The 22,809-nt window shown below is 44.4% G+C and carries 23 protein-coding genes and 5 tRNA genes; 16 read left to right on the top strand and 12 right to left on the bottom strand.

Annotated features, from left to right (window positions below):
• Positions 1 to 5: 5 nt before the first annotated feature.
• The 11 genes from ispE (at position 6) to AC0VYI_RS06110 (ending at position 5,604) form a co-directional block, all read left to right on the top strand.
• Positions 6 to 860: a 4-(cytidine 5'-diphospho)-2-C-methyl-D-erythritol kinase gene (gene ispE, locus AC0VYI_RS06160; protein WP_475448001.1), complete on the top strand. Its 855-nt coding sequence runs from the start codon at positions 6 to 8 to the stop codon at positions 858 to 860.
• A gap of 69 nt (positions 861 to 929) precedes the next feature.
• Positions 930 to 1,877 (top strand): ribose-phosphate diphosphokinase, encoded by a 948-nt coding sequence (locus AC0VYI_RS06155; protein WP_199476983.1) that lies wholly within the window; start codon positions 930 to 932, stop codon positions 1,875 to 1,877.
• 67 nt (positions 1,878 to 1,944) lie between these two features.
• On the top strand, positions 1,945 to 2,523 hold the full coding sequence (locus tag AC0VYI_RS06150) for a 50S ribosomal protein L25/general stress protein Ctc (protein WP_475447999.1): 579 nt from the start codon (positions 1,945 to 1,947) through the stop codon (positions 2,521 to 2,523).
• Between the two features lie 18 nt (positions 2,524 to 2,541).
• Positions 2,542 to 3,126 (top strand): aminoacyl-tRNA hydrolase, encoded by a 585-nt coding sequence (pth, locus tag AC0VYI_RS06145; protein WP_199476981.1) that lies wholly within the window; start codon positions 2,542 to 2,544, stop codon positions 3,124 to 3,126.
• Between the two features lie 26 nt (positions 3,127 to 3,152).
• Positions 3,153 to 4,244: a redox-regulated ATPase YchF gene (ychF, locus tag AC0VYI_RS06140; protein WP_475447997.1), complete on the top strand. Its 1,092-nt coding sequence runs from the start codon at positions 3,153 to 3,155 to the stop codon at positions 4,242 to 4,244.
• Positions 4,245 to 4,356: 112 nt separating this feature from the next.
• Positions 4,357 to 4,431, top strand: a tRNA-Gln gene (locus AC0VYI_RS06135).
• A 10-nt stretch (positions 4,432 to 4,441) separates the two neighbouring features.
• Positions 4,442 to 4,518, top strand: a tRNA-Met gene (locus tag AC0VYI_RS06130).
• Between the two features lie 13 nt (positions 4,519 to 4,531).
• A tRNA-Gln gene (locus AC0VYI_RS06125) sits at positions 4,532 to 4,606 on the top strand.
• Positions 4,607 to 4,616: 10 nt separating this feature from the next.
• Positions 4,617 to 4,693: transfer RNA gene (locus AC0VYI_RS06120), tRNA-Met, on the top strand.
• Positions 4,694 to 4,704: 11 nt separating this feature from the next.
• Positions 4,705 to 4,779: transfer RNA gene (locus tag AC0VYI_RS06115), tRNA-Gln, on the top strand.
• 150 nt (positions 4,780 to 4,929) lie between these two features.
• Positions 4,930 to 5,604, top strand: a complete 675-nt coding sequence (locus AC0VYI_RS06110) for a TIGR04219 family outer membrane beta-barrel protein (RefSeq protein WP_475447995.1) — start codon at positions 4,930 to 4,932, stop codon at positions 5,602 to 5,604.
• Between the two features lie 76 nt (positions 5,605 to 5,680).
• On the opposite strand, the gene clpB is transcribed toward AC0VYI_RS06110, so the two are convergent.
• The 3 genes from clpB to rluD all read right to left on the bottom strand — a co-directional run bounded on the left by clpB (position 5,681) and on the right by rluD (position 10,246).
• A complete protein-coding gene (clpB, locus tag AC0VYI_RS06105; RefSeq protein WP_475447993.1) occupies positions 5,681 to 8,275 on the bottom strand; it encodes an ATP-dependent chaperone ClpB in 2,595 nt (864 codons plus the stop codon).
• 119 nt (positions 8,276 to 8,394) lie between these two features.
• Positions 8,395 to 9,159 (bottom strand): peptidoglycan editing factor PgeF, encoded by a 765-nt coding sequence (gene pgeF, locus AC0VYI_RS06100; protein ID WP_475447991.1) that lies wholly within the window; start codon positions 9,157 to 9,159, stop codon positions 8,395 to 8,397.
• Between the two features lie 103 nt (positions 9,160 to 9,262).
• The gene (gene rluD, locus AC0VYI_RS06095; RefSeq protein WP_475447989.1) at positions 9,263 to 10,246 is read right to left on the bottom strand and encodes a 23S rRNA pseudouridine(1911/1915/1917) synthase RluD; all 984 of its coding nucleotides are present in this window, start codon (positions 10,244 to 10,246) and stop codon (positions 9,263 to 9,265) included.
• Between the two features lie 159 nt (positions 10,247 to 10,405).
• Between rluD and AC0VYI_RS06090 the strand changes: the two genes are divergently transcribed.
• Positions 10,406 to 11,254 (top strand): outer membrane protein assembly factor BamD, encoded by an 849-nt coding sequence (locus AC0VYI_RS06090; protein WP_199476975.1) that lies wholly within the window; start codon positions 10,406 to 10,408, stop codon positions 11,252 to 11,254.
• A 73-nt stretch (positions 11,255 to 11,327) separates the two neighbouring features.
• On the opposite strand, the gene AC0VYI_RS06085 is transcribed toward AC0VYI_RS06090, so the two are convergent.
• On the bottom strand, positions 11,328 to 12,017 hold the full coding sequence (locus AC0VYI_RS06085) for a glutathione S-transferase (protein ID WP_475447987.1): 690 nt from the start codon (positions 12,015 to 12,017) through the stop codon (positions 11,328 to 11,330).
• Between the two features lie 213 nt (positions 12,018 to 12,230).
• Here AC0VYI_RS06085 and istA (AC0VYI_RS06080) point away from each other — a divergent pair, with 213 nt between their 5' ends.
• Both istA (AC0VYI_RS06080) and istB (AC0VYI_RS06075) read left to right on the top strand, forming a co-directional pair.
• On the top strand, positions 12,231 to 13,763 hold the full coding sequence (gene istA / locus AC0VYI_RS06080; protein WP_475443424.1) for an IS21 family transposase: 1,533 nt from the start codon (positions 12,231 to 12,233) through the stop codon (positions 13,761 to 13,763).
• Between the two features lie 10 nt (positions 13,764 to 13,773).
• Positions 13,774 to 14,496 carry an IS21-like element ISVch3 family helper ATPase IstB gene (istB, locus tag AC0VYI_RS06075; RefSeq protein WP_475443426.1) on the top strand — a complete coding sequence of 241 codons (723 nt, stop codon included), beginning with the start codon at positions 13,774 to 13,776 and terminating at the stop codon, positions 14,494 to 14,496.
• 275 nt (positions 14,497 to 14,771) lie between these two features.
• Here the strand turns inward: istB (AC0VYI_RS06075) and AC0VYI_RS06070 are convergent, their stop codons facing one another.
• Complete coding sequence (locus tag AC0VYI_RS06070) at positions 14,772 to 14,984, bottom strand: cold-shock protein (protein WP_067017047.1); 213 nt, start codon at positions 14,982 to 14,984, stop codon at positions 14,772 to 14,774.
• A gap of 300 nt (positions 14,985 to 15,284) precedes the next feature.
• Here AC0VYI_RS06070 and AC0VYI_RS06065 point away from each other — a divergent pair, with 300 nt between their 5' ends.
• Positions 15,285 to 15,737, top strand: coding sequence for a DTW domain-containing protein (locus AC0VYI_RS06065; protein ID WP_475447985.1), 453 nt, complete (start codon positions 15,285 to 15,287; stop codon positions 15,735 to 15,737).
• A 105-nt stretch (positions 15,738 to 15,842) separates the two neighbouring features.
• Here the strand turns inward: AC0VYI_RS06065 and AC0VYI_RS06060 are convergent, their stop codons facing one another.
• The 5 genes from AC0VYI_RS06060 to AC0VYI_RS06040 all read right to left on the bottom strand — a co-directional run bounded on the left by AC0VYI_RS06060 (position 15,843) and on the right by AC0VYI_RS06040 (position 19,835).
• Positions 15,843 to 16,556: a fumarylacetoacetate hydrolase family protein gene (locus AC0VYI_RS06060; protein WP_475447983.1), complete on the bottom strand. Its 714-nt coding sequence runs from the start codon at positions 16,554 to 16,556 to the stop codon at positions 15,843 to 15,845.
• Between the two features lie 42 nt (positions 16,557 to 16,598).
• The gene (locus tag AC0VYI_RS06055) at positions 16,599 to 16,883 is read right to left on the bottom strand and encodes a cupin domain-containing protein (RefSeq protein ID WP_475447981.1); all 285 of its coding nucleotides are present in this window, start codon (positions 16,881 to 16,883) and stop codon (positions 16,599 to 16,601) included.
• A 31-nt stretch (positions 16,884 to 16,914) separates the two neighbouring features.
• Positions 16,915 to 17,655, bottom strand: coding sequence for an IS21-like element helper ATPase IstB (gene istB / locus AC0VYI_RS06050; RefSeq protein ID WP_475443432.1), 741 nt, complete (start codon positions 17,653 to 17,655; stop codon positions 16,915 to 16,917).
• 9 nt (positions 17,656 to 17,664) lie between these two features.
• A complete protein-coding gene (gene istA, locus AC0VYI_RS06045) occupies positions 17,665 to 19,197 on the bottom strand; it encodes an IS21 family transposase (RefSeq protein WP_475443430.1) in 1,533 nt (510 codons plus the stop codon).
• Between the two features lie 95 nt (positions 19,198 to 19,292).
• Positions 19,293 to 19,835 carry a cupin domain-containing protein gene (locus AC0VYI_RS06040; RefSeq protein WP_475447979.1) on the bottom strand — a complete coding sequence of 181 codons (543 nt, stop codon included), beginning with the start codon at positions 19,833 to 19,835 and terminating at the stop codon, positions 19,293 to 19,295.
• A 235-nt stretch (positions 19,836 to 20,070) separates the two neighbouring features.
• Here AC0VYI_RS06040 and AC0VYI_RS06035 point away from each other — a divergent pair, with 235 nt between their 5' ends.
• Positions 20,071 to 20,502, top strand: a complete 432-nt coding sequence (locus tag AC0VYI_RS06035; RefSeq protein ID WP_475447977.1) for a hypothetical protein — start codon at positions 20,071 to 20,073, stop codon at positions 20,500 to 20,502.
• Positions 20,503 to 20,725: 223 nt separating this feature from the next.
• Here the strand turns inward: AC0VYI_RS06035 and AC0VYI_RS06030 are convergent, their stop codons facing one another.
• Both AC0VYI_RS06030 and AC0VYI_RS06025 read right to left on the bottom strand, forming a co-directional pair.
• Positions 20,726 to 21,751 (bottom strand): porin, encoded by a 1,026-nt coding sequence (locus AC0VYI_RS06030; RefSeq protein WP_475447975.1) that lies wholly within the window; start codon positions 21,749 to 21,751, stop codon positions 20,726 to 20,728.
• Positions 21,752 to 22,169: 418 nt separating this feature from the next.
• Entirely contained in the window at positions 22,170 to 22,718 is a 549-nt protein-coding gene (locus AC0VYI_RS06025) for a DUF2058 domain-containing protein (protein WP_475447973.1), read from the bottom strand.
• Positions 22,719 to 22,809: the final 91 nt, after the last annotated feature.

Genomic DNA, 22,809 nt, shown 5'->3' with positions numbered 1-22,809 from the left:
TCGTTATGAAGTTGCCCTCTCCAGCAAAACTCAACCTTTTTTTACACATCATTGGTCAACGAAAAAATGGCTATCATGACCTTCAAACTCTATTTCAAATTATTGACTTATGTGATCAGCTGACCTTTGCAATAAACCACGACAATGTTATTCGGCTATCACCTGCTATTGAAGGGGTCGCACTGGAAGATAATCTTATTTATAAAGCAGCATCACTGCTCCAAAAACATCGTCAAGATACGTCCCTTGGGGCTGATATTTTTCTTGAAAAACAACTTCCTATGGGAGGCGGCATTGGTGGTGGAAGTTCTAATGCTGCCACCACACTACTCGCCCTAAATACACTTTGGGAATGTCATTTATCATTACCTGAATTGGCTGAAATTGGATTACAGTTAGGTGCCGATGTACCAGTCTTTGTTATGGGGCATTCTGCTTTTGCTGAAGGTGTTGGCGAGCGCTTACAGAGGGTCGAACTGGAGACGCCGTATTTTTTGTTACTAAAACCCAACTGCCATGTCTCAACTGGTCAAATTTTTACCGATAAATATTTGACAAGAGACACCCCTCCGATCAAAATATCGCACGCCTTGAAGCTGGGTGGGCATAATGACTGTTTAAATGTTGTAAGAAAACACAATCCGCAGGTCGATGAAGCCTATTTATGGTTGAAAAATCATGGTGATGCTAAGTTGACTGGAACGGGGGCTTGTTTGTTTATCGCATTTAACCACAAGCAGGACGCTGAACGAGTAAAAGCGTTGACTCCCGAAAAATGGCAGGCTTGGGTTTGTCAGGGCTGCAACCTTTCCCCAACTCATTACGCATTAAACCAGTGGATTGAGCAAAACAGGGGATAAGCAACACTTTTACACAAACCTCCCCAGCCAATCTATATTCATCGCTACAAAATACAAAGGGTATACACAGTGTCCAAGTTGATGGTTTTTACCGGTAATGCCAACCCTGAACTCGCTCGCAGGGTGGTTCGCCGTCTAGGTCTGCCTATTGGAAATGCCACCGTAGGTAAATTCAGTGACGGTGAAATTACGGTCGAGATCAATGAAAACGTACGAGGTAAAGACGTTTTTATTATCCAGTCCACATGTGCACCAAGTAACGACAACTTGATGGAATTGATTGTCATGGCAGATGCTCTGCGTCGTGCTTCTGCAAGCCGTGTGACCGCTGTTGTTCCTTATTTTGGATACGCTCGCCAAGACCGTCGTGTACGATCTGCCCGTGTCCCGATTACCGCAAAAGTAGTAGCGGATATGATTTCTGCTGTTGGTATTAATCGCGTGTTGACCGTGGATCTTCACGCAGACCAAATCCAGGGATTTTTTGATATCCCTGTTGACAACGTCTATGCCACACCATTACTGCTTGATGATTTGCAACGCCAAGGCCATGAAAACATCGCGGTTGTTTCTCCAGATGTAGGCGGTGTGGTGCGCGCACGCGCCTTTGCAAAGTTACTAGACGATGCAGATTTAGCCATCATCGATAAGCGTCGCCCCCGTGCGAATGAAGCGCAGATCATGCATTTGATCGGTGATGTCGCAGGCAAAACATGCGTCCTGATTGATGACATGTGTGATACTGGTGGCACTTTATGCGCCGCCGCAAAAGCATTAAAAGAACACGGGGCGGCCAAAGTACTGGCCTACTGTACACACCCTGTTCTTTCAGGCAAAGCCATTGAAAACATTAAAAGTTCCGTGCTCGATGAGTTGGTCGTGACTGATACCATCCCATTGACACAAGAGGCGCAGAATTGCCCTCAAATACGCCAATTGTCGATGTCCGACATTTTGGCGGAAGCTGTTCGTCGCGTCTGCAACGAAGAGTCTATCAGTGCTATGTTTGGGGCCTAAACCAAACACTAACGCTCGGAACGGGTCGCAGTTCTGGGCACCATTTATTATTAACTAGGAAATTATCATGACATTATCTCTTAATGCCGTTGCACGTACTAATGAAGGTAAAGGTGCGAGCCGCCGCCTTCGTAACGAAGGCCTAGTGCCTGCTGTTATCTATGGCGCTGGCGTCGAGCCAAAATCTGTTGCAATGAAAGACAACGAAGTATTTAAAGCTGTGGGCACACCAGGCTTTTTGACTAGCGTTGTTGAAATTGTTGTTGAAGGTACGACTGAAAAAGTGATCGTTAAAGCACTTCAACGCCACCCTTCATCAGGTGACGTTATGCACATCGACCTTCTTCGCGTTTCTGAAGACAAAGTCATCACGACTCGTGTTCCTCTTAAATTCATCAACGCTGCCAAAAGCGAAGGTGTTAAGAGCCAAGGTGGTCGCTTGACTGTTGAAGCAAAATTAGCTGAAGTTCGCTGCCTACCAACCAACCTTCCAGCAGAATTGATTGTTGACACTATCGATGGTCAGCTAGGTCAAATTTTCCACCTATCTGATGCAATCCTTCCTGAAGGCGTTGAATTGGTTGCTTTGCTTAAAGGCGAAGACCACAACCAACCAATCGGTCGTATCGACAAATCAAAACGTTAAGATATTGAAGGCGGCATTGTGACAGGTTTCAAATTATTAGTTGGTCTGGGTAACCCAGGTAGCGAATACGAGAATACTCGTCATAATGCAGGCGCTCAATGGATTGAAGCATTGGCTCGTCAGAGCCAATGCTCTTTGCGTACTGAAAAGAAGTTTTTTGGTCAATTTGGCAAAGTTTCTATAGCTGGTGAAGAATGTTATCTACTGATTCCCACCACCTATATGAATTTAAGCGGCAAAGCGGTTCAAGCAGTTTGCCAGTTCTATAAAATTCCTCCAGAAGAAATACTCGTCATTCACGACGAACTCGACATTCCACCCGGTACAGCCAAACTCAAAAAAGGCGGTGGTCATGGTGGTCATAATGGCTTAAAAGACATCATTGCAAGGCTGGCTAACAATCGAGAATTTGGTCGCCTGCGAATTGGTATCGGCCACCCAGGTCACGCCAGTCAAGTTGCGAATTACGTTCTTAAAAAAGCCTCCCCAGATGAATACCGCAAAATAGAGCAAACGATTGATGAATCTTTGCGTTATATTGATGATATTGTCGGTGGCAACCTAAATGCTGTAATGAATCAGCTGCACAGTTTTAAAGCATAATCACTTAATTATTCAGGAATCTCACTATGGGTTTTAATTGCGGCATCGTTGGGTTACCCAACGTTGGTAAATCGACTCTTTTTAACGCGCTAACCAAAGCGGGGATTGGCGCAGAAAACTTTCCATTTTGCACCATCGAGCCAAACGCAGGTGTGGTCGCAATGCCAGACCCACGACTAGATGCTTTAGCAGAAATTGTAAAGCCAGAACGCGTACTGGCCACCACCATGGAATTCGTAGACATCGCGGGTCTAGTGGAAGGCGCCTCTAAAGGTGAAGGCTTGGGCAATAAATTCCTCGCCAACATTCGTGAAACCGATGCCATTGCCCATGTTGTCCGTTGCTTTGAAGACGAGAACGTTATCCACGTTTCTAACCATGTGAATCCAAAGCTAGACATTGAAGTCATCAATCTTGAGTTAATTTTTGCTGACATCGAATCCATCGACAAGCAACTTTTACGTACTGCGAAAAATGCCAAAAGCGGCAACAAAGAAGCGATTGCTCACAAAGCTTTCCTAGAAAGTATTAAAGAGCACTTAGAGAATGGTCAACCTGTACGCTCTATGCAACTGACCGATGATCAAAAGAAAGAGGTAAAATTGCTTCATCTTTTGACAACGAAACCCACTATGTACATTGCCAACGTCGCTGAGGACGGATTTGAGAATAATCCTTATCTAGATCAAGTGCGTGAAATCGCTGAAGCAGAAGGCGCCATGGTCGTCCCTATCTGCAACCAGCTTGAAGCGGAGATCTCCGAACTCGATGCCGAAGAGATGCAAGAATTTCTAGACGAAATGGGAATGGAAGAGCCAGGACTGGATCGAGTGATCCGCGCAGGTTATGAGCTTCTAGGCCTTCAGACCTACTTTACAGCAGGTGTAAAAGAAGTACGAGCTTGGACTATAAAGCAAGGCGCAACCGCTCCACAAGCCGCTGGTGTGATCCACACAGACTTTGAGAAAGGTTTTATCCGTGCTGAAGTGGTTGGCTACAACGATTTCATTCAATATAAGGGTGAAAACGGCGCTAAGGAAGCGGGTAAGTGGCGCCTAGAAGGAAAGGAATACATCGTCAAAGACGGTGATGTCATGCACTTCCGCTTTAATGTTTGATTTTTTTAAAAGTTTTCAACAAAAGACTTGACCCATTAACGGGTTATATGAATAATATCGCGCCACAGAGACAGAGTATCTTTTTAGAAAATTTGTTTCTGTGTCAGTCTGTTGGGGTATAGCCAAGCGGTAAGGCAACGGGTTTTGATCCCGTCATGCGTTGGTTCGAATCCAGCTACCCCAGCCAACAGACGAACGGCTATGTAGCTCAGTTGGTTAGAGCACATCACTCATAATGATGGGGTCACTAGTTCGAATCTAGTCATAGCCACCAACAATTAGGCAATTGGGGTATAGCCAAGCGGTAAGGCAACGGGTTTTGATCCCGTCATGCGTTGGTTCGAATCCAGCTACCCCAGCCACTCTCTTTAAGGCTATGTAGCTCAGTTGGTTAGAGCACATCACTCATAATGATGGGGTCACTAGTTCGAATCTAGTCATAGCCACCAATAAAAATTGATGGGGTATAGCCAAGCGGTAAGGCAACGGGTTTTGATCCCGTCATGCGTTGGTTCGAATCCAGCTACCCCAGCCAATATCAACTCTTGTTAACTCTCCTAAAAATCGCATAATACGTCTGTAATTTTTACCTCATATCTAATTTGCTCCTCATTCGACTGGATTTTGTATTCTAAAGATCTATAATGACGTCAAACTGTCTTTTATGATCTATGGATGCACAATTATGAAAAAAGCGCTTCTTCTATCTACTCTTTTATTTGCTGGCGCCGCCAACGCTGACTTTCTTGGCGTTACTGCCGAAGCTGGTGCATTCTCACCAGATGTTAGCAATGCTAAATACGCCACACACGGTAATGTAAGCAGCCCAATGGATCTTGACGGCAAGACAGGTGCTTATTTTGGTATCGCCTTGGATCATCCCATTCCATTGATCCCAAACATTCGCTTACAACACGTCTCTTTAAAAGCAGATGGCAGTATGGGCTCAGCCCCTGCTAAGCTGGATTTATCCAATACGGACTACACCCTTTATTATCGCTTCTTAGACGGTCTATTCTGGTTAGACTTTGATGCTGGTGTCTCATTACGAAAAATTGATGGTTCTGCCACTATTAGCGGTAGTAAACATGACTTATCCGATACTCAACCATTAGGCTATGTTTCAGCTTTTGTGACACTCCCAGGTACCAGCTTGTCTTTTGGCGGGGAAGTAAAAGCAGGTGGTTATGGCGGCACAAGCATTACCGACACCACATTAAAAGTGAAATATGAAACACCTTTCTTTGTTGGTCTAGAAGGCGGATACCGTGCTATCTCTATGGATTTGAACGACATCGATAATCGTGATGTGAAAGCGGATTTCAAAGGTGCCTTCATTGGTGCCTTTGTTCACTTCTAAAGATCCATCAAAAAGCAAAAAAAGCCCTGTTACCAAAAGATAACAGGGCTTTTTTTATACCCAAGTCTAGCAATTTCTATTGCAAGAGCTGACCTTTTGCAAATACGATCTTCTCATTCTCAACATCAGCAACAATATTATCGCCCGTGACAAAATGTCCAGACAATAACTCATTAGCTAGCGGGTTTTCGATCCACTGTTGAATCGCCCGCTTTAACGGTCTTGCTCCATAAATAGGATCGTAACCCACTTCCGCCAAACGGTCTGAAGCCGCCTCTGAAAGCGTGAGCGTCATGCCCATTTCAGCCAATCGCTCGTTGAGATGCAGCAACTGAATTTTGGCAATACCTTTAATTTGCGATTGCATTAACTGATGGAAAACTACTGTTTCATCGATACGGTTAATAAACTCCGGACGGAAATGCATTCCCACCACTTCCATAACCTTAGATTTAATCTCTTCATACTGATCATCTGAACGATACTCCTGAATGACATCCGACCCTAGATTCGAAGTCATAACAACAACGGTATTTCTAAAATCGACCGTTCTGCCTTGTCCGTCTGTCAAACGACCATCATCCAACACTTGCAATAAGATATTAAAGACATCTGGATGCGCCTTCTCTATTTCATCCAACAACAACACAGAATAAGGACGACGACGAACCGCTTCCGTTAAATAGCCACCTTCTTCATACCCAACATAACCTGGAGGCGCACCAATTAATCGAGCGACGGAGTGCTTCTCCATAAACTCTGACATATCAATGCGCACCATGGCTTGTTCCGTATCAAACAAGAACTTAGCCAATGACTTACAAAGCTCGGTTTTACCGACACCAGTAGGCCCTAGGAAGAGAAAGGAGCCATTGGGGCGGTTAGGGTCTGCCAAACCTGACCGAGAGCGCCTTACCGCATTAGACACAGCATGAACCGCCTCGTCTTGACCGATAACCGATTCATGCAATGCATCTTCCATACGCAGCAACTTATCACGCTCCCCCTCCAGCATTTTATCGACTGGAATACCTGTCCAACGAGAGACCACTGTCGCAATCTCTTCTTCGGTGACTCGATTTCTAAGCAATTTAGTTTCCGACTGTTGCTCTTCTGCCTTACTGGCTTTGTCGATTTCTGCTTCCAGCATAGGAATCACGCCATATTGCAACTCAGACATTTTCGCCAAGTTACCATTGCGACGCGCCTCCTCCATCTCTTGCTTAACAGCTTCCAAGTCTTCTTTGAGTTTCTGCGCTCCTTGAACCGCCGCTTTCTCAGCATTCCAGATTTCTTCTAAGTCTGAATATTGTTTTTGCAGTACATCAATTTCAGACTCAAGCTCTTCTAGACGCTGTTTTGAGGCCTTATCTTTTTCTTTTTTCAAGGCTTCTTGCTCAATCTTCAATTGAATCAAGCGACGCTCTAAGCGATCCATGTTTTCTGGCTTAGAATCCATTTCCATACGAATACGACTTGCCGCTTCATCAATCAAATCAATCGCCTTATCAGGTAACTGACGATCAGTGATGTAACGCTGAGACAACTTAGCCGCCGCAATGATCGCAGCATCAGTAATGTCCACACCGTGGTGCACCTCGTAGCGTTCTTTTAAACCACGCAAGATAGCAATGGAATCCAATACACTTGGCTCTTCCACTAAAACCTTTTGGAAACGACGCTCCAGTGCCGCGTCTTTTTCAATATACTGACGGTATTCATCCAATGTGGTCGCCCCCACACAGTGAAGTTCACCGCGTGCTAGAGCAGGCTTTAACATATTGCCCGCATCCATAGAGCCTTCGGATTTACCCGCACCCACCATGGTATGAATTTCATCAATAAAGAGGATAACTTGGCCCTCTTGTTTCGACAGCTCACTCAATACCGCTTTTAGACGCTCTTCAAACTCACCACGGTATTTGGCACCAGCAATCAAAGCGCCCATATCAAGTGCCAATACACGCTTATTTTTTAAGCCCTCTGGCACCTCAGCATTGATAATTCGCTGGGCCAACCCCTCGACAATAGCGGTCTTACCCACCCCAGGCTCACCAATTAATACAGGGTTATTTTTACGGCGACGCTGTAAAACCTGAATGGTACGACGAATTTCATCGTCCCGCCCAATCACAGGATCCAATTTACCTTCCGCCGCACGGGCCGTTAAATCCACGGTATACTTATCCAGCGCTTGGCGATTCTCCTCTGCATTGGGGTCATTCACAGAATCCCCGCCACGAACATGATCAATTACAGAAGCAATATCCGCTTTGGTTACCCCCGTTGCTTTCAATGCTTTAGCAAGATCGTCTTTACCATCAAACATAGCCATCAAAACTAATTCCGACGATATATACTGGTCTTTGCGCTTTTGCGCTTCTTTATCCGCAAGATTGAGAAGGCGACCCAATTCTGGTGACATTTGCACATTACCATCATGATCATTGACGGTAGGCAGACGAGTCAGTAACTCGTTTAGACTCTCACGAAATTTGGCGACTTGAACACCAGCTTGCTGGAGAATAGGACGAGTACTGCCGCCCTGTTGATCCAACAACGCTATCATCAAGTGAATAGATTCGATATAGGAATGGTCTTGGCCAAGCGCGATGGACTGCGAATCAGAAAGAGCCAGTTGTAGCTTGCTTGTTAAACGGTCAATTCGCATAGGAACGTCCTCATTGTAAATAGAAAAAATACGATAGTTACAACCTTAATAGGTACGCTTATTCGCTTTTCAATGAGGGAGTGTCATTTTTTTGACACCCATCAATAAAATCCACCGCCTTAAGTTTCAAACCAAATAACGGATGCCATGCGTCCCGTTTGACCATCACGCCGATAAGAATAAAAAAGTGACGACTCACTAAAGGTACAATGATCCCCTCCGTAGATTTGCACAACACCTTTAGCCGCAAGACGCTGTTTGGCAATCAGATACAAATCTCCCAGCCATTTGCCGTTTTCTTTGGCCTTAAACGCCAGCTCAGCTTGCGATTGCACAGCGACAAAAGCCTCCCGAACCTCTCCTCCCACTTCAAAAGCATTAGCTCCTATCCCAGGCCCTAACCACACCATGACTTTTTCAGGAGCATCAAAACACGCCAAAGTCTCTTCTAACACGCCAGCGCACAAACTCCGCCAACCTGCATGAGCCACCGCCACTTTCTGCCCCGTCTCATCACAAAAGAAAACGGGCAAACAATCTGCCGTTAATATGGTACATACTTGGTTCTTTTGCTGAGTAAATGCAGCATCCGCACTTTCAATATCACTATCAAACGGTAGATGTGCCACTGTCACGCCATGGACTTGATTTAGCCATTGCACCGAATCGGGCATACTCGTTGCCAGAGCAAATAAGCGACGATTCTCATTGACATGCTCAATATTATCTCCCACATGTGCCCCTAAATTTAGCGCATCAAAAGGTGACTCACTGACACCGCCAATACGTGTCGAAACAAAGGCTTTGATTTGTTTCGGGGCAGGCCATGTCGGCGAAAGAAACAACCCATTTGATACCCGTAACGCACGGTCTACATTACTCACACAATACCTCCAACACATTGACCTTCAGCCGCTTTACTCTTATTAAAGCATCCTTTCAAGACAAGAAAAAAGCAGCCGAAGCTGCTTTGTCCATTTTGCCTTCTTAAAAATAATCCGAGTCTTCACTACCCGACTCGACCATGTCTTTTTTCAGCGCATCCAGCAAGTGCTGCATATCATCGGGAAGATCAACTTCCCAAGCCATCCACTCCCCTGTTACCGGGTGGGACAATTCTAGTCTTTTAGCGTGCAACGCTTGTCGACGGAAACCACGCAAGGCCTCTTGCAACTCAGGCGAGCAAGCTTTAGGCATTTTCAAACGACCACCATATTGTGGATCCCCCACTAATGGATATTGTATGAATGCCATGTGCACACGAATTTGGTGGGTTCTGCCCGTTTCCAACTTCAAACGAATGTGTGTGTGATTTTTAAAACGCTGCACCAGACGATAATGAGTCACCGCGTCTTTACCGTTAACCGGCTCAACCGCTTGCTTTTGTCGATTATGTGGATGGCGCCCAATGGGCTCATCGACAACACCACCGCCAGTCATTTCACCAATGGTAATGGCTTCGTATTCCCGCCCCATACTGCGTTCCTGCAGTTGTGCCACCAGATCTGTTTGCGCTGCCAACGTTTTAGCAACCACCATCAAACCTGTTGTTTCTTTATCCAGACGATGAACAATACCTGCACGAGGAACATGAGCCGTTTCAGGAGCATGATGCAAAATAGCATTCATCAAAGTCCCGTCGCGATTACCAACGGCTGGATGCACAACCAACCCTGCTGGTTTATTAATAACAATAATGTCATCATCTTCATAAACGATATCTAATGGCATCGCTTGTGCTTCATGTTCAGCCTGATCTTCCAGCTCCACATCCAAAACCATTCGCTCACCACCAAACAACTTTTCTTTTGGTTTGGTGACTTTGCCATCCACCAATAGCATCCCATCATTAATCCAGATTTTGATTCTAGATCGAGAATAGTCACTAAACAGCTCCGCTGCTATCTGATCAAATCGATTCCCTCCCAACTCAAACGGGACCTGGGCTTCTCTTACTATGCGCTCTGCCATACAATGTACTTTTATCGGTTGTTTTCAGCCTTATGGTTTAATCATAGTGACTGAAAGTGAAAAAAACGTTAGCATCTTGCCTATTACTGTTTTCGCTATAAAACGCAACAACATGCCGATTGAGGCTAATTTACCACAATATCAAGGTTTTGATTATACATGGGATTTCATCACTCGTTGCTTCGATTCGCAGGAATCGCAAGTTTTTCTTTGCTGATCGCCGCCTGTTCTAGCACTCAGGTTCAAACACCAGACCTTCCAGAGCATGTTTATTATGAAAAAGCTCAAAAAGCACTGGCCGACGATCTACCATCCACAGCCATAAAATACTTACAAGATCTCGATAACCGCTACCCCTTTGGTGAATACAGCACTCGGGCAGAGCTTGATCTTATTTATGCGCAATATAACGCAGGGGATTATGTATCTGCTCATGCCACTGCCGAGCGTTTCATTAAAGATCATCCAGACTATGAAACCCTTGACTATGCCTACTACATGCGTGCTTTATCAACCTTCACAGGCTCTCAAACTCTGTTAGAACGCTATCTAGATAGCGATCCAAGTAAGCGCGATATCAGTGATTTACAAAAAGCTTTTCAAGAGTTTGCCGATTTTCTTGCTCGCTACCCGAAAAGCAAATACGCTCCTGATGCAAAAGCTCGCATGATCTTTTTACGCAACACTATTGCACGCCATGAAATCGATGTTGCTCGCTATTATCTTAAACGCCAAGCCCCTTTATCGGCTCTACGTCGTGGACAAGTGGTTATTGACCATTACCCAAGCTCAATGTCTGTAGAAGATGCACTAGCCATCACAATTCAATCTTACAATGATCTACATCTACCTCTCTTAGCCAACACCAACCTAGAGGTTCTGAAAAAGAGCTACCCTCATTCCTCCTATGTTGACAAAAATGGTCACTTCATTCCAATACCATTACCAAGCGATGCCGACCCAGGATTCTGGTATTGGATCAGTTTTGGCTTAATCAGCAAAAACTAAGATCAACAAGCGATAAAAAAAGAGCCATGCGCTCTTTTTTATCCTACCTTTTTATCCTTAACAAGCTGTCACTCTAGCTCCCTATTTTCTCTGGTGGGAAATAAACGGTCTCTTGACCTTCTTTCCAAGCTGGCCATTTTGTCATGACATTCTGAAATAAGACACCCCCAACAAAGCTGGAAAGCCAAGACCTTACATTAGAGTAACGCGATGACTCAAACCACTGTTGATTCACAGCAGCAAATTGGCGCACAAAAGGAAACAGGCAAATATCGGCCAATGACATATCATCTGCCAATAAATACCGAGATTGAACTAGACGCCTTTCTAAGCGCTGCAAGAATCGCTCACCTTGTTGTCGATAATACATCTCCGTCTGCTCTGGGTATCGATCGGCGTATTTATATCGATCCAACCAATGTTTAAAAAAACGATCATTATAATGAATCCATGCCATAATCTTGTTCTGCCCCACCGTCTGACGGCGCCAAAGTGTCTCCTTTAGCTTATCATTTGAGCAATGCTTTAATGCCCAAAAAATGATATCCAAACTTTCAAGATAACGCTGACCATTGCGATCAATTAATTGCGGTACACTAGAACGACCGCCTAAGCGAAGTAAAGCCTCAGGTTTTGATTTGAGAACAACCTCTCGTAACACCACCTTCACACCGACTAACGCCAACACGTAACGAGCGCGAATAGCATAGGGACAACGTCGAAAGGAATATAAAACAGCAGTCAAGTGCATATTTCGGAGCATTCCGAACAGCCATTTCGGAATGAACCGAACACCTATTTCGGTTTAATCCGAACGCACATTCCGCGATTATCCGAACACTTTTAGGCGAACTCCGAAATCAGCGTTCGGAATAGCGAAAAGCCCGTTCGGAATGTCCGAAATCCTAATTTTTTCTCTTTTAAATCAATCACTCGCTATTCTTTATCTCTCAAATCAGAAGGTAAGGAAGCGACCATGGCTAAAAAGAGAACTCCAATGAAAAAAATCAAAGAGATATTACGACTCAAATACGACTGCGGTCTGTCCTATCGTCATATCGCTAGTTGCCTCAATGTCAGCCTTGCAACTGTCTCAGAACTTATCGCGCGCTTTAAGCAAAGTCAGATAGGTTGGCCCCTCCCAGAAGACTGTAGCGATACCGATCTCAATCAAGCGCTTTATCACTCAAAGAAAGCCAGTCGTCATAAAGTCATGCCGGACTTCGTTCAGTACGCTGTCGAACTCAGGCGTAAAGGCATGACGAAGATGCTGCTCTGGCAGGAATATCATGAACAATATCAAGAGCAAGCTTACGCTTACACTCAGTTCTGCGAGTACTTCATTCGCTGGTTCAAAACCCAAAAGCGCAGCATGCGTCAGCTTCATGTGGCGGGGGATAAGCTGTTTATTGACTATTGTGGACCTAGGCTTCAGGTGGTCAACCCTGACACAGGCGAAGTGCGAGAAGCGGAAGTGTTCGTGGCGACCTTAGGTGCGTCCAATTACACTTATGTTGAAGCCTTCCCAAGCCAAGGTAAATCCTATTGGCTAGAAGCCCATGCCAATGCGTTCGAACACTTCGGCGGTGTTCCCCAACTTTTAGTCCCCGATAATCTGCGCAGCGCGGTCACCAAAGCGAACCGCTATGAGCCAAGGCTTAATGACAGCTATCAAAAACTGGCGAATCATTATCAAACCGCGGTGATGCCAGCTCGCCCTTACAAACCAAAAGACAAAGCCAAGGCTGAAAATGCCGTGCTCCTAGTGGAACGTTGGATCATGATGCGATTGCGTCACCAAACCTTCCATACCTTCAAAGAACTGAACCTAGCCATCCGCGAACTTATGAATGAGCTAAATCAGCGAGAGATGAAACAGTACGGTGCGAGTCGCCAAGCATTGTTCAACAAACTCGATAAGCCAGCGTTAAAACCATTGCCCAAACAGCGTTATCTGTATACCGAAACCAAACGCGCCAAAGTTGGGCCGGACTATCACATCGAATATCGCCGCCATTATTACTCCGTTCCCCATCAACTGGTCGGCCATCATGTTGAACTGGAAGCCTCTAATCGTCTAGTGCAGATCTACCACCAAGGTAACTTGGTGGCTCAGCACCCACGCAGTCAAAGGGAGCGCGGAAACAGCACACAACCCGAGCACATGCCAAGTCATCATCAATATCAAAAGTGGTCACCTGGGCGCTTGCTCAACTGGGGAGCGAACATAGGACCAGCGACCCGAGAAGTCATTAACAAAATGCTCCACTCCAAGCCTCATCCAGAGCAATCCTATCGTTCCAGTCTGGGGTTGCTCAATCTGAGTAAAGTGCATGGAGAGTCGCGTTTAGAGCAAGCCTGTAACGATGCCTTGATGCTAACAAAACCTAACTACACCTTCATCAGTAACTTGCTTAAAAACAACCGCGAAGGACAACTGGATAAAGGCAAAACGAGCACACCTAACCTTGTTCATAGCAATGTCCGTGGCCCGAACTGTTATCACTAGGAGAAGATAAATGAACGCACTCGACGAGAAACTAAAAACCCTCCGCTTGAGCCATGCAGCGAAAGCACTAGAGCAGCAACAAGAGCAACTGACCACCTACGCAGAACTGAACTTCGAGGAACGGTTAAGTCTGCTTCTAGAAAGTGAGATATTGAATCGTAACCAGACCAAAATCCAACGCTTAAAACGACAAGCCAAGCTAAGAATGGACGCACAACCGAGTCAACTTATCTATAAAGAAAGGCGAAACCTTAACCGAAAACAAATGAGCGAATTACTCACTGGCAGCTACCTACACAAACATCAGAACATCTTGATAACAGGCCCAACGGGCGCAGGCAAAACCTATCTAGGCTGTGCACTGGCAACCAGTGCCTGCGATCAACAACACACCGTTAGGTACTATCGATTAACTCGCTTGCTTGATGACCTAAGTGCAGGTCGTCTCGATGGCAGCTATCAAAAACAGCTTCAGTCTCTGGCTAAAAAAACCTTACTGATCCTCGACGACTGGGGGATGGAAAAACTGACTCAAGAGCACTCAGGTCATCTGCTGGAAGTGCTTGAGGATCGTTACCAAAACAGCAGCACCATCGTCATCAGTCAACTTCCTGTAAAAGAGTGGTACAGCATGATCGACAACGCCACTGTAGCAGACGCCCTAATGGATCGATTGGTACACAATAGTCATCGAATAGAATTAGGAGGTGAGTCAATGAGAAAACTGGCGTAATCCGAACAGTTAGAGTAAAAATAAGGAAAGAGAAAAAAAGTAGGTTCAGGTGTTCGGAATAAACCGAAATGAGCGTTCGCAATCACCGAAATACGCAGTCAAGCCAAATACCTCATGAAAACAAGCAAAACAAAAAGCAACGAGAATGAACAGAGCAGACACTCATTATTTCAATAATGAAGAGAAAAGTACTTCCACAAGCATGACAATACACAAAACACGGACATAAAAAAACCACGCGGTTTAGCATGGTTTTTCAGGAACAGGATTCAGACTTAGATAACAGAAACGTTTTCTGCCTGAGGGCCTTTTTGACCTTGTGTTACTTCAAAAGACACTTTTTGACCTTCCAGCAATGTACGACGGCCAGTGCCGTTAATAGCACGGAAATGAACGAAAACGTCTGGACCACCCTCACGTTCGATGAAACCAAAGCCTTTTTCATCGTTAAACCATTTAACAATACCGGAAACTAATTGACCTGACATAACAACCCCATATCTCACTTCTGCTGCTCTAAAAAGCAATTTACTTTTATAATCAAAACCTAAAACGGTTTTAACAATTTTTAGCTACTGAACCCATTAAACAATGGCATATATCACATATCAGTCGTTTGATAATAAGGGGTTCAAGACAAAATGGAAGATATATGCTTGAATAGTTTGTTAAAAAACGTAAACATTAAATTCAAAAAAATGAGAATAATATGTTTTATAATTTTATAATATAACTGACTTGACGGACAAATTACCGATACCATCAAGACTCAAAAAGGACCACCTACAGTGAAAATTTGGCTATTAACCCATAGCGAAGAGAAGAAAAAGAAAACAGGGACAGGCAAACTAGTGAAAGAAATATTAACGGATGAATGTAATATCATTGAATGGTCACGCGTTTTACCAAATAAAGACATCTTACAGCTTGATATAAGCCGTACCATACTGCTTTATCCGCAAGAAGATAGCTGCCAACAGGCGACTATCATGCAAGACATTGAAAATATTATTATATTAGATGGAACCTGGCAGCAGGCACGGAAGATGTATAATCAATCTCCTTACCTGAAATTTTTTCCCCATTATGAAATACAGGGAAAAGCCTCAGAATACACCAAAAGACGCAACCAAAAGCGAACAGGGCTATGCACCGCTGAAACGGTCATTCATCTACTAGAACAAAAAGGGCATATTAAAGCACTTAGTCTAAAAAAGCATTTCGATGATTTTAATAGATAACCATTAAAATCATCAAGTAAATGTCACCTAAAACAATATTTTAGACAATTAAACCCATACAACCAGGAAAGGCTTTTTATAGCGACTTATCCAATACCCTTGCAATCAAGAAGGACTCACCACCTGTACAGAAATCTTTCCTAATCCTTCTATACTTGCTTCCATCACATCCCCAGTAACAACCGGGCCTACATTTTCAGGAGTGCCAGTCATAATTAAGTCTCCCGGACGCAATTCAAATGCTTCTGACAACTTACACACAACCTCTTCGATAGACCAGGTAAGATTCGCGATATAGCTTGACTGCTTTACTTCCCCATTTACTTTTAGAGCAATCTGACTTCGAGAAACGGCATCATCAGGTAGGTCTTGCTTGAGAAAAATGGGACTAATGGGCGCAGACTGAGAAAAGGATTTACCAATCTCCCAAGGTCGACCTTTCTTTTTCGCTTGAGATTGCAAGTCTCGCCTCGTCATATCCAACCCTATCGCATACCCCAAAACAGCATCGTTTGCTTGCTCCATCGTCAGATTTGAGCCCCCTTTTCCCAAAGCCACCACCAGCTCTACCTCATATTCAAATTGAGAGGTCATCGAGGGATAAGTAATGGTATTTACCTCATCAAAGAAAACCGGGACCACACAGGAGGCATCTTTACAAAAGAAAAATGGCGGATCACGATCTGGATCATCTCCCATCTCTCTCGAATGTTCCGCATAATTTCGTCCAACACAATAAATACGGGCAACTGGAAAATGCTGATTACGCCCTTTAATCGCTAAAGACACTCTCGGTGATTTTTCTATTATATAGTTCATTTGATACTCTTACTCAAAGAATAATTTTCTGCAAAGCAGCCATTAAAAATGCCCTGTTTTAAGCCAAAAAAAACAGGATGTTTGAACAATCCATTTACTCAAATCAAAATCAGCTAACCTTAGCCACACACCAGGCCTCAAAGACAAGCCATCATATTCGGCCTGCCCCTCTAAAACAAACAGTTCAGCAGATGCAGCAGGAACAAGCGATTTCAAGTGGGTTGAAAGATGATCTTCTCGAACGAGATAAACACGCTCCGTACCATATTCATACAGTGGTGCATATTCCGCTGATTCCGGACACCGGTACCGTTTTAATCCGGACACCTTTTTCTCTTCATTTTCTCAGTCTCTAGTTTTACTCCATGTGTCCGGATTGCGCCAGTTTTCTCATCGATTCTCCTCCTAGTTCTATGCGGTGACTGTTGTGGATTAAACGGTCCAGTAAAGCGTCCGCAACCGTGGCATTGCCTATCATGTTGTACCACTCTTTCACTGGCAGTTGACTGATCATGATCGTGCTGCTGGTTTGGTAACGATCTTCTAAAAGCTCTAATAAATGGCCTGCATGATCGGCACTGAGTTTTTCCATCCCCCAGTCATCGAGTATCAGCAGCTGCTTTTTGGCGAGGGCGGCAAGTTGTTTTTGATAGGTGCCGTCTAAGCGGCCAAGGCTGAGGTCATCCAGCAGTCGACTCAGGCGCAGATAGCGAACGCTATAAAGTTGCTCGCACGCCTGTGAGGCAAGGGCGCAGGCAACATAGGTTTTGCCCGCGCCCGTTGGGCCTGTGATGAGGATATTTTGATGCTTTTGCAGGTAACCTCCTGTCAACAGTTCTCCTAGTTGGATGCGCTTTAGTCCACGCCCTTCTTTGTAGAGTAGTTGGCTGGCGCTGGCTTCTACGCGCAGTTTTGCTTGTCGTTTGAGCCGTTCGATTTTGCCATGATTTCTGCCTAGCAGCTCACTGTCAAGGAGCAGTGTGAGACGTTGCTCGAAGTCCAGTTCTCCATAGGTGGTTAACTGTTCTCGTTGTTGTTCTAACGCGGTAACGGCATGACTCAGTCGCAGCATTTTGAGTTGTTCAGTCAGGTGATTCATGTTGTTCTCCTAGTGGTAGCAGTGTGGCCCGCGAACATTGCTGTGCGGGGTGTCGGGTGTCGAGTCAGAAGGAAGAGACAGTGTGCCTTCCCGATGATGATCGAGCAGATTTCGGATAAAGCGCAGAGAAGGTTTGTTGACCAGTAAGGCATCCTGACAGGCTTGCTCTAGGCGGACATCCCCATGTTTGCGCGCGAGACTCAGTATGCCAAGACAGCGACGAGTGGCTTGGGCTGGATGGGCTTTGGACAGGATCTGTTGTTTGATGACGTTTTCGGTGGCGACACCAATCTGCTTGCTCCATCCGATTAAGCGTTCTGGTGACCATTTTTGATGTTGATGATGGCTCGGCATATGTTCCATGTGGGTGCTCAGACCATAGTCTTTTCGGCTGATTGGGTGAGACGAGACGGGCTGACCTTGATGGAAGATTTGTATGATCTGCGACGTCGCTTCCAGCGTCACATATTGACCCACAAGCTGATGCGGTACCGAGTAATAATGCTTTGCGTACTCAATGTGGTAATCCGGTCCCACTTTGGCGCGTTTATGTTCTGTGTAGACATACTTCTGCATCGGTAACGGTTTCAACGCGGGTTTATCGAGGGTGTCAAAAAGGGCTTGGCGACTCACGCCAATCTTTTGCATCGGCCGTTGGTTCAGAGCGTTCATCAGCTCTCGAACCGCATTATTCAGCTCTCTTAGGGTATGGAAGGTGCGATGACGAAGGCGCATCATGATCCAGCGTTCGACAATCAGAACCGCATTTTCGGCCTTGGCTTTGTCTTTGGGTTTATAGGGACGAGCCGGCATAATGGCGGTTTGATAGTGATGCGCTAACTGACGATAACTGTCGTTGAGTTTCGGCTCATAACGATCTGTTTTTGTCACGGCAGCTTTTAAGTTGTCTGGCACCAATAAAGCGGGAACGCCACCGAAGTGTTCAAACGCATTGGCGTGACACTGTAGCCAATGCTCCAGCTTTTGACTTTCGCTGGCTTCAACGTAGGTGTAGTTAGACGCTCCCAGTGTGGCGACAAACACTTGTGAGTGGCGAACGTCGCCCGTTTCCGGATTGACGATCGGGATAGTCGGTCCGCAATAATCAATGAATAACTTGTCACCTGCGGTATGGAGTTGACGCATACTGCGTTTTTGTGTGGCGAGCCAACGACGGAAGTACTCGCAGAACTGGCTGTAGCCATAAGTGCGCTCTTGGTGCTCGGCAACATATTCTTCCCACAACAATTGCTTCGTCGCCCCTTTGCGCTTGAGTTCGATAAAAAAGTACGCAAAGTCCGGCATCACTTTCAGGCGATTAGCCGGTTTTTCTTGATACAGCGCTTTAGACAGATCGGTATCGGAAACGTCACTGGCAAGGGGCCAATAATAGTCACTTTGTTTGAAACGAGTCAGGACATCGGACACGGTAGAGCGGCCGACATTCAAACAAGAAGCAATCTGCCGCGTGGATAAATGGCACTCATGTTTGAGACGCAAAATCTCTTTAATATTGGTCATTGAGGTTCTCTTTCTGGTCATGATCACTTCCTGGCAACGTATTAGGTGTAACCAAGTGTAGTGAGCGATTGATTTAAAAGAGAAAACGAAGGGATTCCGGTGAATCCGGACAGGGTTTACGCTAATCCGGACAGGGATTCCGGGGAAAGCCAAAAAGTGTCCGGTTTAGAGCGTAATAGGTGTCCGGATAAAAACGGAATGGGTGTCCGAGTTATATCGGAATGGGTGTCCGGATTGCTCCGGTATATGCACAGTGGCACATAAGTAGACTCCCCCACTCCCCAAATTGCAGAAGCATCAATCGACACACTATTGAGATCAAATGGGGCGAATTGATGGAGCTTGACTAACAGTAAGCAACCTTGCTTGCTGTAGGGTGCATGACTCGAACCCGGGGGATTACGAAAATAACTTCCTTTATGATAATCCCCTGAGTCATCAGAAAAGACGCCATCCAAAACCAATATCTCCTCACCTAAAGGGTGAGGATGGGGACGAAAAATAGAGCCTGCAGAATAGCGAACAAGACTCGTCGCATGGCCTCTTTCTGCCTCTTCTCTCGCCAAAGGCTTTCTATCCACCCCAGGTAGAGGACTATTTGACCACTCAGTCGCGTTTGTATCGACATAGACTAATCTAGAAAAATCCATGTTAAGCATCAGCATCACCAAGTGTCAGTAAACGTTCAGTTTACCGTCTTGTTCAAATAACAATCAAGAAAAAAGCGGCAAGTCTATGCCCATACTATGCCATTTTCATTACTTATCAATAAAGCCTCCCTCCTAGATAAAGAATACCCAAGATAAGACAATAAGTTAGCAAACTAAAGATAATACACAAAGTGGCACAAGCTTTGCTGTACAAAATAATCCAGTGCAAAAAGAGTTAAATACGATGAATCAAGCTAAAAACAACATAGTTTATAATGCAGACTATGGTGATAAAAAAAACGCAAAACGTTGCGTGAAAGCATTATTCGAAACAGAGCAAAGCCATTACCCCACAAAGCTAGAAGAAGCTCTCCCCTCGGAAAGCGAATTACAGTATTTAATGGCGCGAATCACAGAGAAGACCGATAGAAAAGCTCTGCCAGATGACACCAGCTTTTACAATGAATTAAGAGACAGACTTTGCTATAACTTTCGAGAAGCCCTGCTTAATTGGCTGGATAATAGACCTAACACAACGAATTGCACAAGACAGCAATTTATTAATCTAAACGGAGAAAGAATCGCGAAAAGCACACTAGACAGTGTTAGAAATGAATACCAAGCATCAGACTGTGCAAGATCCTATTGGGGAGAGAAGGTTGGTTATTTCTCTTAAATCAGGCATAACATCAGAAAAACAACACTTAATCAGAGAGAAACAACTCCAACCAAAAAAAAGCGCTAGACCTTAGAAGACCCAACGCATAATACTACTCATTATTCATCTATAAGAATAATTCTGTTACACATCTTGTTTAACATAAGGCTCCCTAAAGAAGCCTTAGAGTAAACAAGATCAAAGCCTAAAGAAAGCTCTCTAGGCTAGACAACTTTGCTAATTAGAAGTTGTAAGTCACACCCATCGCAGTGGTTTTAGCCTCATTAGCACCAACAGTACCTAGCTCAGTGTAAACATACATAGAAGAGTTGATACTATAAGTCACACCAAATGCGTATTCATTGTAAGTATCATGGCCATATATGTTATTTTTATTGTTTTTACCCATGTCAACATTCTCATAAGAAGCGTACATATCACCCATGCCGTAGCCATAGCGAGTTGCTAAACCAAAAGCTTTTTGACCCGCATCAGATGAATCTGCGTCAGTCGTTTTTTCATACTTAGCCGACACAGATAGATTCTCAATAGGCATAACGGTTGCTGTTATACCCATAGTATCGCCAAGAGCTTTAGTAGCGCCTAGGATAGCTTTATTTTGGTTTGTTAGGCTATCATAACCCACAGCAACTGTTACAAGGTCGTTAGAGTATTTAACAACACCAGTGTAGGTAGTATTGCTGTTAGATTTGATAGATTTTACGCCGGTACCATCATCTTCACCTAGACCAGCAGATACCTGAACTTGGAAACCAGAAATAGTTGGCGAGAAGTAAGCAACTGTCTTACCTTTGGCAGACGTTTTGTTGTTCGTCATACCAATCCATTCTAATTGGTCAATTGGATCTTGGATAGCGTCGTTATAGATACTGTCGTAAGAACCCACTTTCACGTTACCAAAATCACCCTTCGCACCAACAAAAGCTTTATCCATGGTGATATCAAGACCGTTGTCTGTATCCATGTTACGAGTCGCTGGTATTTTGTATTTCACATAGAAATAAGCAGTGGTCGCATCGCTAACTTTAGACTCGCCTTTAAAGCCAAAAGACGAACCATTATCTTTGAAACCATTAGTTGAGTTGCCAGAAGTAGGCTTTGTAGGATCAGCATATTTAGGATCTGTCGTAACATATGTGTACTGGATGTTACCAAAGAAGCCTACAGTCGTGTCTTCTGCAGCGTGAGCAGAGATAGAAGCAAAAGCAGCGCTAGAAACTGCAAGAGCGACAAGTGATTTTTTCATTCTCATTTTCCCTTATAGATGATGTTATTGCGTTCATTATTATGAGCGCTTGATATGTGCAAGCAACAGTCAAACAATCTAAACATTCCTAGAAAATAGGCAACAATGATTTACCGATTTACACAATTTATCCTTATTTTAATTTTTTTGTTTACATTTTTTATTCACAAAAAAGTCACATTTTTCGTGTATTTGATAAAAGCAATACAAATCAAGCATTTGAATATCATAGTTTTTACCAATAAAGAAAAAATAAAGGAAGGAATCGATTGGAGAGAAAATTAGGCTGATTGATGAGCCACTAAAAGAAGGATTAAAAAAGAAAATATAAAGAAAGGTTTAGAAATCAATAACATACAAACTTAATCGAAAAATGCGACGGAGCAGGACTTTTCACTCCGCCACTTTCTTCTAAGCTTTACCACATGAGGTCATCTGGAATCTGAAAGTCTGCGTAGGGATCCTCTTCGTCCTCCACAGTCTCTACCCGATTGTTACAAACCAAAATGCACTCAGCATCGCGCTCACTGATCTTTACCGCCACTGGCTCGGGAATAAATTCATAAGCACCATCAAGAGCAACAATAGCCAAACGACCTTTCGTTAGGTCATCATGCATACCTTGGCTGATGTAGAGTTTCTTCACTTTTTTGTGATCCGTAAAGTGATAGGCAATGTCGCCATCCTGTTTATTAATACGATTTTGCATAATCATTTGGCGGATTTGCCCTTGAATAGCCTTTTGCTCAAGTTCTCGCTGACGCTCTAAGTTTAGCGCTTTATCTTTCGCCGCCTTTTCCTCACGCTGCCTTTTGAGCTCGGCTTGGCGTTGGGCATCACTTTGATCAACCACCTTGCCTTTTTTTACTTTTTGCTTGTGCTGCAACTTCTCAGCTTTTAACTTATTTACTTTCTTTTTATCGACCAGACCAGCTCCTAGTAGCTGTTCCTGTAATGATTTAGCCATACTCACCCTCTTTAACACTCAATGAGACCATACAATAACACATGAATATGCCATCATTTGACACATGCATCGAAGCTATCTTTATGAGCAA

The sequence above is a fragment of the Marinomonas sp. 63XJN7_9_ISO-PGPR-S23-217 genome (assembly GCF_056173515.1).
Note: the sequence above shows the minus strand (reverse complement) of the source record. Positions and strands in the feature narration are given on the sequence as shown.

Bases quoted from the DNA above. Each gene is read 5' to 3' on its own strand.
- ychF (WP_475447997.1), top strand. From the start codon at position 3,153: ATGGGTTTTAATTGCGGCATCGTTGGGTTACCCAACGTTGGTAAATCG.
- AC0VYI_RS06030 (WP_475447975.1), bottom strand. From the start codon at position 21,751: ATGAAAAAATCACTTGTCGCTCTTGCAGTTTCTAGCGCTGCTTTTGCT.
- istB (WP_475443432.1), bottom strand. From the start codon at position 17,655: ATGAATCACCTGACTGAACAACTCAAAATGCTGCGACTGAGTCATGCC.
- AC0VYI_RS06150 (WP_475447999.1), top strand. From the start codon at position 1,945: ATGACATTATCTCTTAATGCCGTTGCACGTACTAATGAAGGTAAAGGT.
- istA (WP_475443430.1), bottom strand. From the start codon at position 19,197: ATGACCAGAAAGAGAACCTCAATGACCAATATTAAAGAGATTTTGCGT.
- AC0VYI_RS06070 (WP_067017047.1), bottom strand. From the start codon at position 14,984: ATGTCAGGTCAATTAGTTTCCGGTATTGTTAAATGGTTTAACGATGAA.
- istA (WP_475443424.1), top strand. From the start codon at position 12,231: ATGGCTAAAAAGAGAACTCCAATGAAAAAAATCAAAGAGATATTACGA.
- AC0VYI_RS06090 (WP_199476975.1), top strand. From the start codon at position 10,406: ATGGGATTTCATCACTCGTTGCTTCGATTCGCAGGAATCGCAAGTTTT.
- AC0VYI_RS06035 (WP_475447977.1), top strand. From the start codon at position 20,071: ATGAATCAAGCTAAAAACAACATAGTTTATAATGCAGACTATGGTGAT.
- AC0VYI_RS06110 (WP_475447995.1), top strand. From the start codon at position 4,930: ATGAAAAAAGCGCTTCTTCTATCTACTCTTTTATTTGCTGGCGCCGCC.
- rluD (WP_475447989.1), bottom strand. From the start codon at position 10,246: ATGGCAGAGCGCATAGTAAGAGAAGCCCAGGTCCCGTTTGAGTTGGGA.
- istB (WP_475443426.1), top strand. From the start codon at position 13,774: ATGAACGCACTCGACGAGAAACTAAAAACCCTCCGCTTGAGCCATGCA.
- clpB (WP_475447993.1), bottom strand. From the start codon at position 8,275: ATGCGAATTGACCGTTTAACAAGCAAGCTACAACTGGCTCTTTCTGAT.
- AC0VYI_RS06025 (WP_475447973.1), bottom strand. From the start codon at position 22,718: ATGGCTAAATCATTACAGGAACAGCTACTAGGAGCTGGTCTGGTCGAT.
- ispE (WP_475448001.1), top strand. From the start codon at position 6: ATGAAGTTGCCCTCTCCAGCAAAACTCAACCTTTTTTTACACATCATT.
- AC0VYI_RS06040 (WP_475447979.1), bottom strand. From the start codon at position 19,835: ATGCTTAACATGGATTTTTCTAGATTAGTCTATGTCGATACAAACGCG.
- AC0VYI_RS06085 (WP_475447987.1), bottom strand. From the start codon at position 12,017: ATGCTCCGAAATATGCACTTGACTGCTGTTTTATATTCCTTTCGACGT.
- AC0VYI_RS06060 (WP_475447983.1), bottom strand. From the start codon at position 16,556: ATGAACTATATAATAGAAAAATCACCGAGAGTGTCTTTAGCGATTAAA.